Below are 16,155 nucleotides of genomic sequence, written 5' to 3' on the forward strand. Positions count from 1 at the left end.
TGAATTATCTCAAAACAGCTTCTAAATTCTTTTCAAATGTTTGCTGTAATTTTTTCATGATTTTATCAATTTGCTTGTCAGCCAACGTTTTATTTTCGTCTTGTAAAACAAAACTTACTGCATATGATTTTTTACCTTCTGGTAATTTATCTCCTTCATATACATCAAATAAATCAACTTCTTTTAATAATTTCTTCTCTGATTGAAAAGCCAAATTATATAATTCTTTAAATTCTACTTTAGAGTCTAATAATAAAGCTAAATCACGTTTAACAGCTGGGAATTTTGGTAAATCAGTTACTTTGATTTTCTTTTTCCCTACAAAAGTTAAAATGTTTTGCCAGTTAAAATCTGCAAATAACACTTCTTGTTTTATAGAAAATTCTTTCAAAATCCCTCTCTTAACAACTCCAAACTCTACTAGTTTAGTTTTCCCTAAACTTAATACGATACCTTCTGAGAATATATCAGTTTTTACTGGAGTTGTTTTTAATTTATCTAATCCTAAGCGACTTAAAATATTTGTTACAATTCCTTTTAAGTAAAAGAAATCTGAAGTTTGTGTTGCTGTTTTCCAGCTCTCTTTTGTTCTATTACCTGTAACAAATAATGTTAAATGCTTATCTTCTTGATATCCGCTTTCAAATTTATGATACGTTTTACCGAACTCATAAAATTTCAACGCGTTATTTTTTCTGTTAATATTGTAAGCAACAGATTCTAAACCACTAAATAATAATGATTGGCGCATTACCTTTAAATCATTACTCAATGGATTTAACATCTCTACATTATATGCAGGATTTAAATTCTCTGATAAATCAACATAATCAGCTTTAGTCAAAGAATTTGCCATTGTTTCATTAAATCCTAATGACGTTAATTGGTTTGCAACAATATTTTCAATTTTTACCTCTTTATCACTATCAAAAGAAATAGAAGTATTTAATTTATGTGAAAACTCAACATTATTATATCCGTAAACTCTTAAAATTTCTTCAATAATATCTGCTTCACGCTGAACATCTACTCGATAAGATGGAATTGTTAATCCTAAACCTCCAGCAGTTTCACTGTTAATTTTTATCTCTAAAGATGCTAAGATATTTTTAATTGTTTCTTTTGGAATTTCCTGCCCTATTAATCTATAAGCATTTTCATACGATAAGAATACCTGAAAATCTTCAATCTTTTCTGGATAAAAATCTAAAACATCTGATGACATTTTTCCACCAGCATATTCTTCAATTAATAAAGCTGCGCGTTTTAATGCATATTTTGTTAAATTAATATCTATTCCTCTTTCAAAACGGAAAGAAGCATCAGTATTTAATGCATGTCTCTTAGCTGTTTTACGAACAGAAACTGGGTTAAAATAAGCACTCTCTAAAAAAATAGTAGTAGTGTGCTCAGTTACTCCTGATTTGATTCCTCCAAAAACTCCACCAATACATAACGGATTGTCGTCAGCATCACAAATCATAATATCTTCAGAAGACAATTCTCTTTCAACTTCATCTAAAGTAGTAAACTTTGTACCTTGTTCTAAAGTTTTAACAACTACTTTACTACCTTTAATTTTATTCGCATCAAAAGCATGCAATGGCTGTCCTAATTCATGTAAAACATAGTTTGTAATATCTACTACATTATTCTTAGGAGCAATTCCTATTGCTTTTAATCTATTTTGAATCCATTCTGGAGATTCTTTTACTTCTATATCTGTAATTGTAATTCCACAATAACGAGGAACTAAATTTTTATCTTCTATTTCAATATCGATTTTTTGAGTACGCTCATCAACGTGGAAATCTGATACTGAAGGTGAAATTAACTCTAAGTTTGTTCCTTGTTGAATTAATCCTGCGCGTAAATCACGAGCAACACCAAAATGGCTCATTGCATCAGCACGATTTGGGGTTAATCCAATTTCAAAAACATAATCAGTTTCAATATTAAAAACCTCAGAACAAGGAGTTCCAGGAACTAAAGCTTCATCTAAAACCATAATTCCATCATGACCTTTACCTAAACCTAACTCGTCTTCGGCACAAATCATTCCATGACTCTCTTCTCCTCTAATTTTTCCTTTCTTTATTTTAAAGCCTTCACCTTTTTCATCATACAAGGTTGTTCCAACAGTAGCTACTGGTACTTTTTGTCCTGCATCTACATTTGGTGCTCCACAAACTATTTGTACTGGATTACCATCTCCTAAATCAACAGTAGTAACTTTTAACTTATCTGCATTAGGATGTTTAATACATGTTTTAACTTCGCCTACAACAACTCCTTTTAAACTTCCTTTTATGCTTTCAACAGTTTCAATTCCTTCTACTTCAAGACCTAAATCTGTTAATAATTCTCCTGTTTTTTCTGCTTCCCAGTCAGTTTGTAAAAATTGTCGTAACCAATTGTATGATATCTTCATAATCAATCTCTAATTTAAGCCCGCAAATTTACATAAATTTAAGGAATAAATCGAATTCCTTTTTCATAGCATTTACTTTACTGACTGTTAACATTTTGGTAACATTGGAGCTTTTTAATTATTGTTTTTTTGCATCCCCCTCTTAAATTAAATAATCATAACTTTTTTAAATGAAAAAATTATTACCCTTCATTTTGCTGATAGCTTCTATATCAGTATTTTCTCAAGTGCCTTCTTATTACAACGACGTTAATCTGAATCAATCAGGCACCTCTTTAAAAAATGCATTATCAACTAAAATAATTAGTACACATACAACAAATTTATCATACACTCCAGGTATTTGGAACGCTTTAAAACAATCTGATTTAGATCCAAATAACAACTCTAAAGTAGTTTTAATATATGGTTACAGTGATACTGATGGAAATTATGTAACAGACAAAACTCGTAGTAAAGATGCAAATGGTGGTTCAGCTGGAACTCAATGGAACAGAGAGCATGTTTATCCTAAATCGCTAGGAAATCCTAATTTAGGAACTTCTGGTGCTGGTGCAGATGCACATCATGTTAGACCAGCAGATATTTCTTTTAACTCTCAGAGAAGTAGTAAAAAATTTGTTGCTGGCTCAGGAAATGCTGGTGATGCATCTGGTGGATGGTATCCTGGTGACGAATGGAAAGGTGATGTAGCTCGTATGATGATGTATATGTATTTACGCTACGGAAACCAATGTTTACCAAGTAACGTAGCTATTGGTACAGCAAACTCTTCAGATAGTAATATGATTAACCTATTATTACAATGGAATGCTGAAGACCCAGTATCTGACTTTGAAAAGCAACGTAACCCTATTATACAAGGGTTACAAGGAAATCGTAATCCTTTTATAGATAACCCTGCTTTTGCTACTAAAATCTGGGGAGGTCCTCAAGCTGAAGATTTATTTGGAAATGGTGGTGGATCATCAGACACACAAGCTCCAACTGCTCCTTCTAACTTAACTACTTCTAATGTCACTGAAAACTCTGTGAATTTATCGTGGAATGCTGCTACTGATAATGTTGGTGTAGTTGGTTATGATATTTATAATGGATCAGCAAAAATAAGTACAACAACAAATACTACTTATTCAGTTACTGGTTTAACTGCTGCAACAGCGTATTCTTTTTCTGTAAAAGCTAAAGATGCTGCAAATAATATTTCTACGGCTAGTAATAAAGTAAACATAACTACTTCTTCTACTCCATCTTCAGGAAATGCTTCTGATTTATTAATTTCTGAGTATGTTGAAGGTTCATCTAATAACAAAGCTTTAGAATTAGCTAACTATACTGGAACTACGATAAACTTATCTGGATATTCTTTAAAGAAAGCTTCTAACGGAGGCGGATGGACTAGTACTTTAAATTTAACTGGTCAGTTAACCAATGGAAAAGTATATGTAATTGCTCATAGTAGTGCAACAACTTCTATTAAAAATAAAGCTCAATTAACCAATACTAGTGTTTTATCTTTTAATGGTAATGATGCTATCGGACTATTTAAAGGTAATACTTTAATAGATTTAATTGGTAATCCAACTAGCTCATCTATTTTTGCTCAAGACAAAACTTTACAAAGAAAATCTACCATTACATCTCCTAACTCAAGTTATACCCCTTCTGAGTGGAATACTTTATCTAAAGATACTTTTAGTGGTTTAGGAAACCATACTATTGAAGGAGGAACTCCTCCTGATACTCAAGCTCCAACGGCTCCATCTAATTTAGCTGTATCATCAGTAACACAAACTTCTGCAAACTTATCTTGGACTGCTGCTACTGATAATACTGCTGTAACTGGGTATGATATTTATAGAGGAACAACCAAAATAGGAACAACTACAAATACTAGTTATCCAGTTACTGGACTAACAGCTGCAACTAATTACACATTTTCTGTAAAGGCTAAAGATGCTGCTGGTAATATTTCTGCTTCTAGTAATGTAGTTGGTATTACTACCAAGTCTGTTACAGTTACTTACTGCGATTCTAAAGGAAATAATTCTAGTTACGAATACATAGATAATGTTGCCATTGGTGGTATCTCAAATGCTACTTCTTCAAATTCAGGTTATGGAAACTTTACTTCTCAAACTGCTAATTTAAGCTACGGTAGCAATACAATTATTGTTAGTGCTGGTTTTGCAAGTACCTCTTATACTGAGTTTTGGAAAGTATGGATTGACTTTAACAAAAACGGAACTTTTGAAAGCAATGAAGAAGTTGTAAGTGGTTCTTCTTCTAGTGCAGGAAATTTATCTTATAGTTTTACAGTTCCTTCTTCTGCATTATCAGGAAAAACAAGAATGCGTGTTTCTATGAAATGGAACTCTGCTCCTACTCCTTGTGAAACAATCCCTTATGGAGAAGTTGAAGATTATTCCGTTAATATTGGTGTAAGTGCTAAAAACATTAATCAATCTATTATAGCTGACGGAAAATTAGGTAATGAAGCTCCTATTTTTAGTGCCAATATATCACCAAACCCAGCTGTAAACTTTATAAAATTACAATTGGGTGATGATAGAAATGCCAACTACAAAATAACCAATACTATAGGTCAAAAAGTATTATCTGGAAAAGTTAGTCATGCTACTATCAATATAGCTAATTTACAGAATGGATTATATATTATTGAAGTAAATGATGGGCAACGTTCATTCACTAAAAAATTCATTAAAAAATAACTTTTCACCACTCAAAAAAATTAAAGTCTTGTCATGAAAATGACAAGACTTTTAACTATAAAATACGTTATTCTCAATAAAAACTGTTGATAACTTATTAATCTTTAACATTTAGGTAACATAGAAACATGTTAAAAAAGTGTTAATTTTGCCAAACCTAACATAACGTTAAATCCCAAACAATGAAAAAACTATTACCCTTCGTTTTTCTGATAGCGTCGTTATCAGTTTTCTCCCAACAAATACCTTCTTATTATAATGATGTTAACTTAAACCAAACAGGTACTGCATTAAAAGATGCTTTAGCTGTTAAAATTATTGGTTCGCATACATCTATTTTAAGTTACACACCAGGTGTTTGGAACGCATTAAAACAAACAGATCTAGATCCAACAGACAATACTAAAGTGGTATTGATTTATGGTTGGAATGATTCTGATTCTGATATTACTAACGATCGTACTCGTGGAAAAGATAACCACGGTGGAGGATCAGGAGTATGGAATCGTGAGCATGTATATTCAAAATCTTTAGCTAACCCTAACTTAGGAACAAGTGGTCCTGGTGCTGATGCACATAACTTAAGACCATGTGATGCTCAAAGAAACTCTTCACGTAGTAACCGTAAGTTTGCTGCTGGTTCAGGAAATTCTGGTGCTACCCCACAAGGTAACTGGTATCCAGGTGATGAATGGAAAGGTGATGTAGCTCGTATGATGATGTACATGTACTTGCGTTACGGTAACCAATCTTTGCCAACTGGTGTTGGTGTTGGTAACACTGTGGCTACAGATCCAAACATGATCGATTTATTCTTACAATGGAATGCTGAAGATCCAGTATCGGATTTAGAAAAACAACGTAACCCAGTATTAGAACAATTACAAGGAAATCGTAATCCTTTTATAGATAATCCAGCTTTAGCAACTCAAATTTGGGGTGGTCCACAAGCGGAAGATTTATTTGGAAATGGTGGAAACACAGACACACAAGCACCAACGACTCCTTCTGGATTAGTAGCTTCGAATATTACACAGACAACTGTTGATTTAGCTTGGACTGCATCTACAGATAATACAGCTGTAACTGGTTATAATATCTATAACGGAAGTACACAAGTAGCTACATCAACAAGTACAAGTACAACAGTTACTGGATTAACAGCTGGTACTTCATACAATTTTACTGTAAAAGCTTACGATGCAGCAGCTAATGTTTCTGCAGCAAGTAATGCTGTTAGTGTAACCACAACAAGCGGTGGTTCAGGTGGAAATGGAACTGCAACTGAATTATTATTCTCTGAGTATGTTGAAGGATCTTCTTATAACAAAGCTATTGAAATAGCAAACTTTACTGGAGCAACAGTAGATTTAAGTGGATACTCTATTAAAAAAGCAACTAACGGTGGTGGTACATGGTCTAACACCTTAACATTAACTGGTCAATTAAATAATGGTGATGTTTTTGTTATTGCACACAGTAGTGCTTCAACTACAGTAAAAAACAAAGCTCAATTAACTAATAGTTCAGTTATGAACTTTAATGGTAATGATGCTGTAGCTTTATTTAAAGGAAGTACTCTAATTGATATCATTGGAGATCAAAACAATAGTGCTAACTTTGGAAAAGACCAAACATTCCAAAGAAAATCATCTGTAAAATCACCAAATACAACTTATACAACAGCTGAATGGAATACTTTAGCTAAAGATACATTTAGTGGATTAGGTAGTCATACTATCGATGGTGGTTCTTCTGCTGACACTACAGCTCCAAGTACACCTTCTAACTTAGTTACTTCAAACTTAACACAAACTACTGTAAATTTAGCATGGACAGCTTCTACAGATAATGTTGGTGTTACTGGGTACGAGGTATATCAAAACGATTCAAAAATAGCAACTGTAACAACTGTATCTTATGCTGTAACTGGTTTATCTGCCGATACCGCATATAACTATTCTATTAAAGCAATAGATGCTGCTGGTAATATTTCTACACTAAGTAACAAAGTATTTATTACAACATTATCAATTCCAGACACTACAGCTCCATCTGCTCCAAGTAGTTTAACAGCTTCAAACGTAACACAAACTTCTGTAAACTTAGCATGGACTGCCTCTACTGATAATGTGGGTGTAAGTGGTTATGATGTATTCAGAGGAAGTACTAAAATAACAACTGTAACTAGTACAAACTATACTGTTACAAACTTAACAGCAGCTACAAACTATATTTTTTCTGTAAAAGCAAAAGATCAAGCTGGTAATATTTCTACTGCAAGTAATGTAATTGGAGTTACTACTAAATCTCCTACAATTACTTATTGTGATTCTAAAGGAAGTAATGTAAACTATGAATATATAGACAATGTAGCTATCGGTGGAGTTTCAAATGTAACATCTGCTAATGGAGGTTATGGTGACTTTACTTCACAAACTGCTAACATTGCAGTAGGAAGTAATACAATTGTTGTAAGTGCTGGTTTTGCAAGTTCTTCTTATACTGAATATTGGAAGGTATGGATTGATTTTAACCAAAATGGAACTTTTGAAACTTCTGAAGAAGTAGTTTCTGGTTCTTCTTCTAGTGCAGGAAACTTATCTTATAACTTTACTGTTCCTTCATCTGCTGCATTAGGTACAACAAGAATGCGTGTTTCTATGAAATGGAATTCAGCACCTACTCCTTGTGAAACAATCCCTTATGGAGAAGTAGAAGACTATACAGTTAACATTAGTAACTTTTCTAAATCTATGACCACTGTTCAAATTGATGGACAATTAGGTAATGAAGAGCCTATCTTTGATGCTAAGGTATACCCTAATCCATCTACAGATTATATCGTATTAAAATTAGCTGATGGTAGAGATGCTAATTATAAAATTACAAATTATGTAGGTCAAACTGTAATGCAGGGTAAAATTGACAGACAAATAGACATACGTGACTTAAATACAGGAATGTATATTATAGAAGTAAATGATAACCAAAGATCATTTACCAAGAAGTTTATGAAAAAGTAATTTGTTTAATTATTTAATTTCGAAAAAGGCAGCTCTTCTATAGGCTGCCTTTTTATTTTTATTATACTTCTATTGTTTTTTTAGGTTCTTTTGAAGATTTAAACACATAGGTATACAACCACATAAGTGTAAACGTTGGTATAATATCTAAACCTGGCATAGCCTCTTCTATAAAAGTAACCGCAGCTGCAATCTTTCCTTTATTTCCTTTATACATTTTTGTCATTAAATAGGCAGAAGCTGGTGCCCAAACGACGTCAAACAATTCCCCTAAACCAGGTATTGCATACGATAAAAGTCCCATAGCATCAAAAATTAAACTCAGTACTAATTTTTGATATTTATTTTTTCTATTCATTCTTATAATTTTATTCTAATTGGTTTTAAATCAAAATTCAAGCCAAATTATTTACGTTTCACCTTGTAAATTAATATGTTTGCTCTAAAAATACTAAAAGCGAATGGTTTTTTCTGATTTTATAAATCAAATAGAAGAGTTACAAAACAAACCTTTAGGCGGATTAACTTCACAATTTAAACTCGCTCCTAAACTGAGAACTCAATTTTCTCAAGAGTTAATAGACAGTAAAAATCCAAGAAAAGCAGCTGTTTTAGCTTTGTTTTACCCAGATGATAACAATCAAACTCGTTTTTTGTTAACGGAAAGAGCTAGTTATAACGGTACTCATTCTGCACAAGTTAGTTTTCCTGGGGGAAAAATTGAAAAAAATGATAAGAACCTTCAAGAAACTGCTTTAAGAGAAACCTTTGAAGAGGTAGGAATTGCTTCTAACACAATTAGAGTAATTCGTCAACTTTCAGACTCTTACATCCCTCCTAGTAACTTTTTAGTAACTCCTTTTTTAGGCTTACTTTCTGAAAAACCGAAGTTTACTCCTAACAATGAAGTTGCAAATCTTATAGAAGTTTTGACTAGCGATTTATTAAACGATGACAATTTGACCTCAAAAGAAATGGAAACTTCTTACATGAAAAATATAGACGTACCATGCTTTAAATTAAACGATTACATTGTTTGGGGAGCTACTGCAATGATGTTATCAGAAATTAAAGATTTATTAAAACAGTAAATATTTTCTTTTTCTTTTGTAATTTAGCTTTTACACTAATAAAATCAACTATAAATGCCTTTATTTAAAAGGAATCCTTTTGGACATATATTATTCATTAAAAGGTTTCTTATACAAACACTTGGTGTAATATCACACAGTAGATATCGAAAATTTAATCAATTACAAATTGAAGGATCTGAAATATTAAGAAACCTTCCTGATAAGAACGTTCTTTTTATTTCAAATCATCAAACATATTTTGCAGACGTAGCAGCCATGTTCCATGTATTCAATGCAGCCTTAAAAGGACGTGATGACAATATTAGGAATGTAGGTTATTTATGGAACCCTAAACTAAATATTTATTATGTAGCCGCAGGAGAAACTATGCGTGCTGGTTTGTTACCAAAAATATTTGCTTATGTAGGTTCGGTTTCTGTAGAAAGAACATGGAGAAGTTCTGGTAAAGATATTAAACGACAAGTAAAAATGTCTGACATCTCTAACATAGGTAAGGCATTAGATGATGGTTGGGTAATTACTTTTCCACAAGGTACCACTACTCCATTTAAACCAATTCGAAGAGGTACAGCTCATATTATAAAAACCTTTAAACCAACAGTAGTTCCTATTGTTATTGATGGTTTTAGACGTTCTTTTGATAAAAAAGGACTGATGATTAAAAAACGTAATGTTTTACAATCTATGGTAATAAAAGAGCCTTTAGAAATAGATTATGAAAATGAAGAAGTAGCTAGTATTGTAGAAAAAATTGAATATGCAATAGAACAGCATCCTTCATTTTTAAAAGTATTAACTCCAAAACAGTTACAAGAACAAGAAGAGTTTATTGAAAGTCGCCGTTTTTGGGGATCAGATGTTAAAAAAGAAGAATAAAAATCATAATTTCAAGATATTATGTCAGAAAATAAATCAATTTTAAATGAGAAATCAATTGATTTCTTAGAAAAATACTTAAACAATGCTGCTCCAACTGGATATGAATGGGAAGGGCAAAAAATTTGGATGGATTACTTAAAACCATATGTAGATGAGTTTATTACTGACACTTATGGTACTGCGGTTGGAGTTATAAATCCAGATGCAAAATATAAAGTTGTTATTGAAGGGCATGCTGATGAAATTTCATGGTATGTTAATTATATTTCTGACAACGGATTAATTTATGTAATACGCAACGGAGGAAGTGATCACCAAATAGCTCCAAGTAAAATAGTAAACATTCATACCAAAAACGGTATTGTAAAAGGAGTTTTTGGATGGCCAGCTATTCATACACGTAATAGAGCTAAAGAAGAAGCTCCAAAGCCAGATAATATCTTTATTGATACAGGTTGTGCAACTAAAGAGGAAGTTGAAAAATTAGGTATCCATGTAGGTTGTGTAATTACCTATCCAGACGAATTCCATGTTTTAAACGGAAATAAATTTGTTTGCCGTGCTTTAGACAATCGTATGGGAGGATTTATGATTGCTGAAGTTGCTCGTTTACTTCACGAAAACAAAAAGAAATTACCTTTCGGTTTATACGTAACAAACTCTGTACAGGAAGAAATTGGTTTACGTGGTGCAGAAATGATTACCCAAACAATTAAACCAAATGTAGCTATTGTAACAGATGTTACTCATGATACTACTACCCCAATGATTGACAAGAAAAAAGAAGGTCATTTAGAAATGGGGAAAGGACCTGTAGTAGCTTATGCTCCTGCTGTACAACAAAAACTACGTGATTTAATTACAGAAACAGCTGAAGAAAAAGAAATTCCTTTCCAACGTTCAGCATTATCGAGAGCAACTGGTACAGATACCGATGCTTTTGCATATAGTAACGGAGGAGTTGCTTCTGCATTAATTTCATTACCATTACGTTATATGCATACTACTGTAGAAATGGTACACAGAGAAGATGTAGAAAATGTAATTAAAATGATTTACGAAACATTATTAAAAATAGAAAACGGAGAAGATTTTTCTTATTTCAAATAAAATTATAATCCCGCTTTACGCGGGATTTTTTACTTCTATGGATGAATTAATTGATATTGTTGACGAATTTGGAAACTATACCGGTAAAACTTGTTTAAAATCCGAAGCTCACAAATTTGGCTACTTCCACCCTACTGTTCATATTTGGATATATACTTCAGATCAACAAATACTATTACAAAAGCGTGCTTTAACAAAAAAGGTTTTTCCTGGACTCTGGGATATTTCTGTAGCAGGTCATGTTGCTGCTGGAGAAAATATAGAAGAAGCTGCTCTTAGAGAGGTTTACGAAGAAATTGGTTTTTCAATTGCTCCAGAAAATTTATATAAAATAGGCACAAGAAAACACATGGTAAATCATGCTAACGGTATTATAGATAATGAATTTCATCATGTATATATAACTAAACTTACAGTGCCTATCCATCAATTAAAAATTCAGGAAGAAGAAGTTGATGAGCTTAAACTATTTGAATTAAAAACTTTACTCAAAACAAAAGAACTTAGCAATACATTACTCCCTCAGTATCACGATTATTATAGTTTTGTTTACGATGAAATCTTAAAAAATATTTAGTATATTAAAAAGGTATAAAACCATACTAATGAAACGATTAGCACTTTACTTACTTATTATACTATTATTACCTTCATGTGTTTCTAAGAAATACTTAAAAAAACACGGTTACTCTAGTGATATAATCAGTATGGTTGAAAAAACGTATACTGTAGAAAATGGGAAAGAAAATTTAATCTCTACCAAAACACTTCATTTTACTAAAAATGGTCGAGTAAAAACATCAAAAACAATAAATAATAAAGGAAATACACTCGAAGAAACTGAAAAAAAGTTATGGTTTGAAAAACGAAGTTATCCCAACAAAGAACCTTACTATTGTAAAATGCGTTGGAAAACAAAACAACGAGAACGAATTAGTTGCTATACCCAAAAACAATACAAAAAAAACGAAATCATTGTTTACCATAATGATAATGGCCTTATTAATAAAATAGAAGATCGTTTTACAACTTTTTATATACATCAATATAAATACACTAATAATGAGCTTTCAAAAATTATTATAACCGATAAAGATGGTAAACCAGTAGATATTATTCGTGTTAGTTGTAAAACTAAAGATTCTAGAGGCAATTGTATTAAACAAACAAAGGAATCAACGAAAACGGGAAAAATCTGGGTAAAAACAATCTCTCCAGTTTACAAGTAAAAAACTCAATACACCATACACATTAACACCCTGTTTATAAGACACTTTTAAACTTATTTAATTATATTTAAGACAAAAAGTCTTATATGCTAACCAAACAAGAAAAAACCATTCTAAGAAGTCAATTGTTTAGACATTTAGATGGTATAGTTACATGTCCATCAGCTTATGTGTTATTTGAAAAAGGAATTACTGATTATATCTTAAAAAACAAATCGGTTACACTATCAGAAATAACTACAGAATTTAAAGCTAATGAAGGATATTTAAATGTAGCTTTAAGAACTCTATGCTCTCAAGGTTGGCTTATTCAAACTGTAGACAATACTCAAAACAACGTTCATTTTGAAACAAATGAAAACTCCAAAATAGCATTTTCACTTTTTCATTTATATAAAGAAGCTTTTAAATTATTACAGTTTTCGGAAGCTTATAGTGCTAGAAAATTTGAAAAAGAACCTTTTTTAAAACTAGAAGAGTTATATAAAAACTTTAAAATTAAGTTTGGAATAAACAATATAGATAACAATAAAATTCTAGAACAAATCTTAACACATATAGAAGGAATTATTGTAGGTCCAACTATAGTTTTGTTAGGGATGAGCGGGATGTTTCATAAATACTTTATGCAAACAAAATTCACGGCAGAAGAGTTTCATAGCGATGCTGAAAACTTTGGTCGCTTATTAAATATTCTTTCAGAATTAGGCTGGTTTAAAAAAAGTAACGGTTCTTATGAATTTACCCATAAAGGACTATTTTTTGCTAGAAGAGCTAGTGCTTATGGAGTAACGGTTTCTTATATCCCTACACTTAGAAAACTAGATAAACTTATTTTTGGAGATCCAAAAATGTTTGATACTCCAAGTATTCACAATGATGAAATTCATGTAGATAGAGAGATGAATGTTTGGGGAAGCGGTGGAGCTCATGCGGCATATTTTAGAGTTATTGATGAAATTGTGATTGATTTATTCAACAAACCAATTCATGAACAACCTAAAGGTATTTTAGATGTAGGCTGTGGAAACGGTGCATTCTTAAAACACTTATTCAATGTAATAGAAAATCAAACCAATCGAGGAAAAGTTTTAGAAGACTATCCCCTATTGCTTATTGGTGTAGATTATAACGAAGCTGCATTAAAAATAACTAGAAAAAACTTGGTACAAGCCGATATTTGGGCAAAAGTAATTTGGGGTGATATTGGAAACCCTAAAGCTATGTCGGAAGACTTGCAAAACAAATACGGTATTAATCTCTCCGATTTATTAAATGTTCGTACGTTTTTAGATCATAATAGAATTTGGGAAACACCAAAACCGAATTCAAATCTTACTGTTACTTCTTCTACTGGTTCCTATGCGTACAAAGGAGAACGTTTAAACAATAACTATGTTATAGAATCATTAAAACAACATTTTAATAAATGGACACCTTTTATTAGTAAGTTCGGATTGCTATTAATAGAACTCCACACATCTAAACCAGAATTAGTAGCTAAAAACATTGGGAAAACTGCGGCTACTGCCTATGATGCTACACATGGATATTCAGATCAGTATATTATAGAATTAAACGAATACATGAAAACTATGGAAGATATTGGGTTAGTTTCTGATAAAAATACCTTTAGAAAGTTTCCTAATTCAGATTTAGCAACGGTTTCAGTAAATCTGTTTAAACCTAAATAACTCAATAAACATTTTTAGCTTAGAATTTATTTTTTTAGTAGGTTTGTTTTGATGAAAAAGATTCTTACCATTTTATGTTTTTTATACTATGTAATTCCTTGTCTTAGTCAAAAGCAAAGACCTGAAAATGAATTTATGACTTGTCTTTATAAAAGTTATAAAGACAATGGAATTAAATTGAAGAAAGTTATTTCAAATTTTGAACAACTTTTAATTAAAGAAAAAATACTTGAAGATAATACTGGTAGAAGTTATAAAACTCTATTTGAAAAAATTATAATTAACAATGACTTTAATTATAATATTTCTGAATCTTTTTCAGAAAAACTAAAAAAAGTTAAACAAGCAAAAAAGAAACCTCACAAAAATTGTCAATTAAATCTAAAAAATAAATTATCAAAAACATACAAACTACAATTTGTTCTTGATTCTATTGTTAAAAATTCTACAGACTTATCTCCTTCTATAATAGCTAAAGGAATATTGAATGTTCTTAATGAAAAAGATTTTGAATTAGATTATTATAAAATGAACACTCTTTTGTTGTTTGATACTTTAAAGTATATAAATAATCAAGGAATTCCTGAAAAATTACCCAATAATAAAACTGAAAATATAGAATATGATTTAAATAGTGCTATTAATGTTTACATCAATGGAGATAATCAAATTTTTATAGACAATGAAAAAGTTAGCCTTAAACAATTAAAAAAAAGAATCAGAGATTATCAATTAAAAAATAAATCCAAATCAATTATCTCTATAAAAGCTGATAGAGCAACTATGTACAGTACTTATGTAGATGTACAAAAAACAATAATTCAAGAAATTAAAAAATTGAGAGAACTTCTCGCCAAAGAAAAATACAAAACAACTTTTGATAAACTTAATAAAAAACAATTAATACAGATTAAGAAAACTTACCCTCAAAAAATAATTTCAATAGAATAAAATTATAGTTCTTTTATCTATTCTAATAATTAGGTTATTTCTTGTTATAGTAAAAAATAATATCAACTTAAAGTTAAAAAAAGGTATAAAATAACATACTTAAACTTAACATTTAGTCTCTATTCATAAATTAACTATAAGAATCCAAAAGCTCTTCATTGTTAACAGTATTATATAAATACTAGAAATAAAAACCTTTTTATAAGCAAGTTAGATAGTATTAAAAATATTTAAACCCTATACTAATCAATGATTGAAAAAAAATATTTTATATATTTTGAATATTAATTAGATAATCCTGGAAAAGAAGTTACTGGTTGAATTTTAATATCAGGAAAGTTTTCAGTGATATATACCTTTAAATCTTCATTGTTTTCTACTATTTGCCATTCACCACATTTGTTTGCAAAATTTTCTACAAATTGAACTCTTAAATCGGGAAAAGCATTTACAATTTTTACTTTAACATCTGCATCAATAGCATTTTCTACTAACTTAATTTTTCCATATAATTTTTTATCCTCAAAAGTACATGAATCTACTTGCATGCTATCTTTTCCTCTTGTCTCTTTTTTTGATGTTCTTTCAGAAGAAATCGTAAAAAAAGATATACTTAATACTATAAGTAGATTCAATGTTTTCATTTTAATGGGATTTAATGCTTTTTTATTTTTAGTTTATTCCTCTAAATACTCAAATTCTACAGGAAATGGAGATATCTTAAAACCTGTTAGCTTGGCTTCTTCTAGTGCATTTTTTAAACGCTCGCTAATTAAAATACCGTAAGGGTACGCTAATTTAGCAGCATCAATATTTTTATATTTCTCCTTCATTACAGCACGTTTAAAACCCCAACTCCACCATTCATTATCATCTTCATAATCTAATAACTCATCTATATTGGATACATTTATAATCTCTTCTCCAATCTTTTCTCCTCTTTTCCATTCACAAAAGGTACTGTTCTTTAAATCAACGAATTTATCAAAACCATCTAGAAAAAATTGCC

Annotated in this window: 13 protein-coding genes; 9 read left to right on the forward strand and 4 right to left on the reverse strand. The window is 30.8% G+C overall.

All coding sequences use genetic code 11. From position 1 onward, the window contains the following. Positions 1 to 4 precede the first annotated feature (4 nt). Positions 5 to 2,431, reverse strand: a complete 2,427-nt coding sequence (gene pheT / locus F7018_RS04530; RefSeq protein ID WP_150898828.1) for a phenylalanine--tRNA ligase subunit beta — start codon at positions 2,429 to 2,431, stop codon at positions 5 to 7. Between the two features lie 170 nt (positions 2,432 to 2,601). Here pheT and F7018_RS18735 point away from each other — a divergent pair, with 170 nt between their 5' ends. Then, positions 2,602 to 5,163: an endonuclease gene (locus F7018_RS18735; RefSeq protein ID WP_246175043.1), complete on the forward strand. Its 2,562-nt coding sequence runs from the start codon at positions 2,602 to 2,604 to the stop codon at positions 5,161 to 5,163. Positions 5,164 to 5,345: 182 nt separating this feature from the next. Continuing rightward, entirely contained in the window at positions 5,346 to 8,189 is a 2,844-nt protein-coding gene (locus F7018_RS04550) for an endonuclease (protein ID WP_150898829.1), read from the forward strand. A gap of 61 nt (positions 8,190 to 8,250) precedes the next feature. Here the strand turns inward: F7018_RS04550 and F7018_RS04555 are convergent, their stop codons facing one another. Beyond that, complete coding sequence (locus F7018_RS04555; protein WP_150898830.1) at positions 8,251 to 8,547, reverse strand: hypothetical protein; 297 nt, start codon at positions 8,545 to 8,547, stop codon at positions 8,251 to 8,253. A gap of 103 nt (positions 8,548 to 8,650) precedes the next feature. Here F7018_RS04555 and F7018_RS04560 point away from each other — a divergent pair, with 103 nt between their 5' ends. The 7 genes from F7018_RS04560 (at position 8,651) to F7018_RS04590 (ending at position 15,146) form a co-directional block, all read left to right on the forward strand. Further along, positions 8,651 to 9,280: an NUDIX hydrolase gene (locus F7018_RS04560; protein ID WP_150898831.1), complete on the forward strand. Its 630-nt coding sequence runs from the start codon at positions 8,651 to 8,653 to the stop codon at positions 9,278 to 9,280. A 54-nt stretch (positions 9,281 to 9,334) separates the two neighbouring features. After that, the gene (locus tag F7018_RS04565) at positions 9,335 to 10,159 is read left to right on the forward strand and encodes a lysophospholipid acyltransferase family protein (RefSeq protein ID WP_150898832.1); all 825 of its coding nucleotides are present in this window, start codon (positions 9,335 to 9,337) and stop codon (positions 10,157 to 10,159) included. Between the two features lie 21 nt (positions 10,160 to 10,180). Then, positions 10,181 to 11,272 (forward strand): M42 family metallopeptidase, encoded by a 1,092-nt coding sequence (locus tag F7018_RS04570; protein ID WP_150898833.1) that lies wholly within the window; start codon positions 10,181 to 10,183, stop codon positions 11,270 to 11,272. 37 nt (positions 11,273 to 11,309) lie between these two features. After that, positions 11,310 to 11,849 (forward strand): NUDIX hydrolase, encoded by a 540-nt coding sequence (locus F7018_RS04575; RefSeq protein WP_150898834.1) that lies wholly within the window; start codon positions 11,310 to 11,312, stop codon positions 11,847 to 11,849. A gap of 28 nt (positions 11,850 to 11,877) precedes the next feature. Next, positions 11,878 to 12,501, forward strand: a complete 624-nt coding sequence (locus tag F7018_RS04580; protein WP_150898835.1) for a hypothetical protein — start codon at positions 11,878 to 11,880, stop codon at positions 12,499 to 12,501. A gap of 86 nt (positions 12,502 to 12,587) precedes the next feature. Beyond that, complete coding sequence (locus tag F7018_RS04585) at positions 12,588 to 14,195, forward strand: class I SAM-dependent methyltransferase (protein ID WP_150898836.1); 1,608 nt, start codon at positions 12,588 to 12,590, stop codon at positions 14,193 to 14,195. A 51-nt stretch (positions 14,196 to 14,246) separates the two neighbouring features. Next, positions 14,247 to 15,146, forward strand: coding sequence for a biopolymer transporter ExbD (locus F7018_RS04590; RefSeq protein WP_150898837.1), 900 nt, complete (start codon positions 14,247 to 14,249; stop codon positions 15,144 to 15,146). A gap of 284 nt (positions 15,147 to 15,430) precedes the next feature. On the opposite strand, the gene F7018_RS04595 is transcribed toward F7018_RS04590, so the two are convergent. After that, on the reverse strand, positions 15,431 to 15,790 hold the full coding sequence (locus tag F7018_RS04595; RefSeq protein ID WP_150898838.1) for a hypothetical protein: 360 nt from the start codon (positions 15,788 to 15,790) through the stop codon (positions 15,431 to 15,433). A 33-nt stretch (positions 15,791 to 15,823) separates the two neighbouring features. Beyond that, positions 15,824 to 16,155, reverse strand: a 332-nt coding sequence (locus tag F7018_RS18320) for a hypothetical protein (RefSeq protein WP_175578641.1), incomplete at its 5' end; no start/stop codon positions are given.

This window comes from Tenacibaculum aiptasiae, assembly GCF_008806755.1.
In the GTDB taxonomy this organism is placed as follows: domain Bacteria; phylum Bacteroidota; class Bacteroidia; order Flavobacteriales; family Flavobacteriaceae; genus Polaribacter; species Polaribacter aiptasiae.

What these genes read in the sequence shown, in the direction of transcription:
- pheT (WP_150898828.1), bottom strand. Translation starts at nt 2,431, where the DNA reads ATGAAGATATCATACAATTGGTTACGACAATTTTTACAAACTGACTGG.
- F7018_RS18735 (WP_246175043.1), top strand. Translation starts at nt 2,602, where the DNA reads ATGAAAAAATTATTACCCTTCATTTTGCTGATAGCTTCTATATCAGTA.
- F7018_RS04550 (WP_150898829.1), top strand. Translation starts at nt 5,346, where the DNA reads ATGAAAAAACTATTACCCTTCGTTTTTCTGATAGCGTCGTTATCAGTT.
- F7018_RS04555 (WP_150898830.1), bottom strand. Translation starts at nt 8,547, where the DNA reads ATGAATAGAAAAAATAAATATCAAAAATTAGTACTGAGTTTAATTTTT.
- F7018_RS04560 (WP_150898831.1), top strand. Translation starts at nt 8,651, where the DNA reads ATGGTTTTTTCTGATTTTATAAATCAAATAGAAGAGTTACAAAACAAA.
- F7018_RS04565 (WP_150898832.1), top strand. Translation starts at nt 9,335, where the DNA reads ATGCCTTTATTTAAAAGGAATCCTTTTGGACATATATTATTCATTAAA.
- F7018_RS04570 (WP_150898833.1), top strand. Translation starts at nt 10,181, where the DNA reads ATGTCAGAAAATAAATCAATTTTAAATGAGAAATCAATTGATTTCTTA.
- F7018_RS04575 (WP_150898834.1), top strand. Translation starts at nt 11,310, where the DNA reads ATGGATGAATTAATTGATATTGTTGACGAATTTGGAAACTATACCGGT.
- F7018_RS04580 (WP_150898835.1), top strand. Translation starts at nt 11,878, where the DNA reads ATGAAACGATTAGCACTTTACTTACTTATTATACTATTATTACCTTCA.
- F7018_RS04585 (WP_150898836.1), top strand. Translation starts at nt 12,588, where the DNA reads ATGCTAACCAAACAAGAAAAAACCATTCTAAGAAGTCAATTGTTTAGA.
- F7018_RS04590 (WP_150898837.1), top strand. Translation starts at nt 14,247, where the DNA reads ATGAAAAAGATTCTTACCATTTTATGTTTTTTATACTATGTAATTCCT.
- F7018_RS04595 (WP_150898838.1), bottom strand. Translation starts at nt 15,790, where the DNA reads ATGAAAACATTGAATCTACTTATAGTATTAAGTATATCTTTTTTTACG.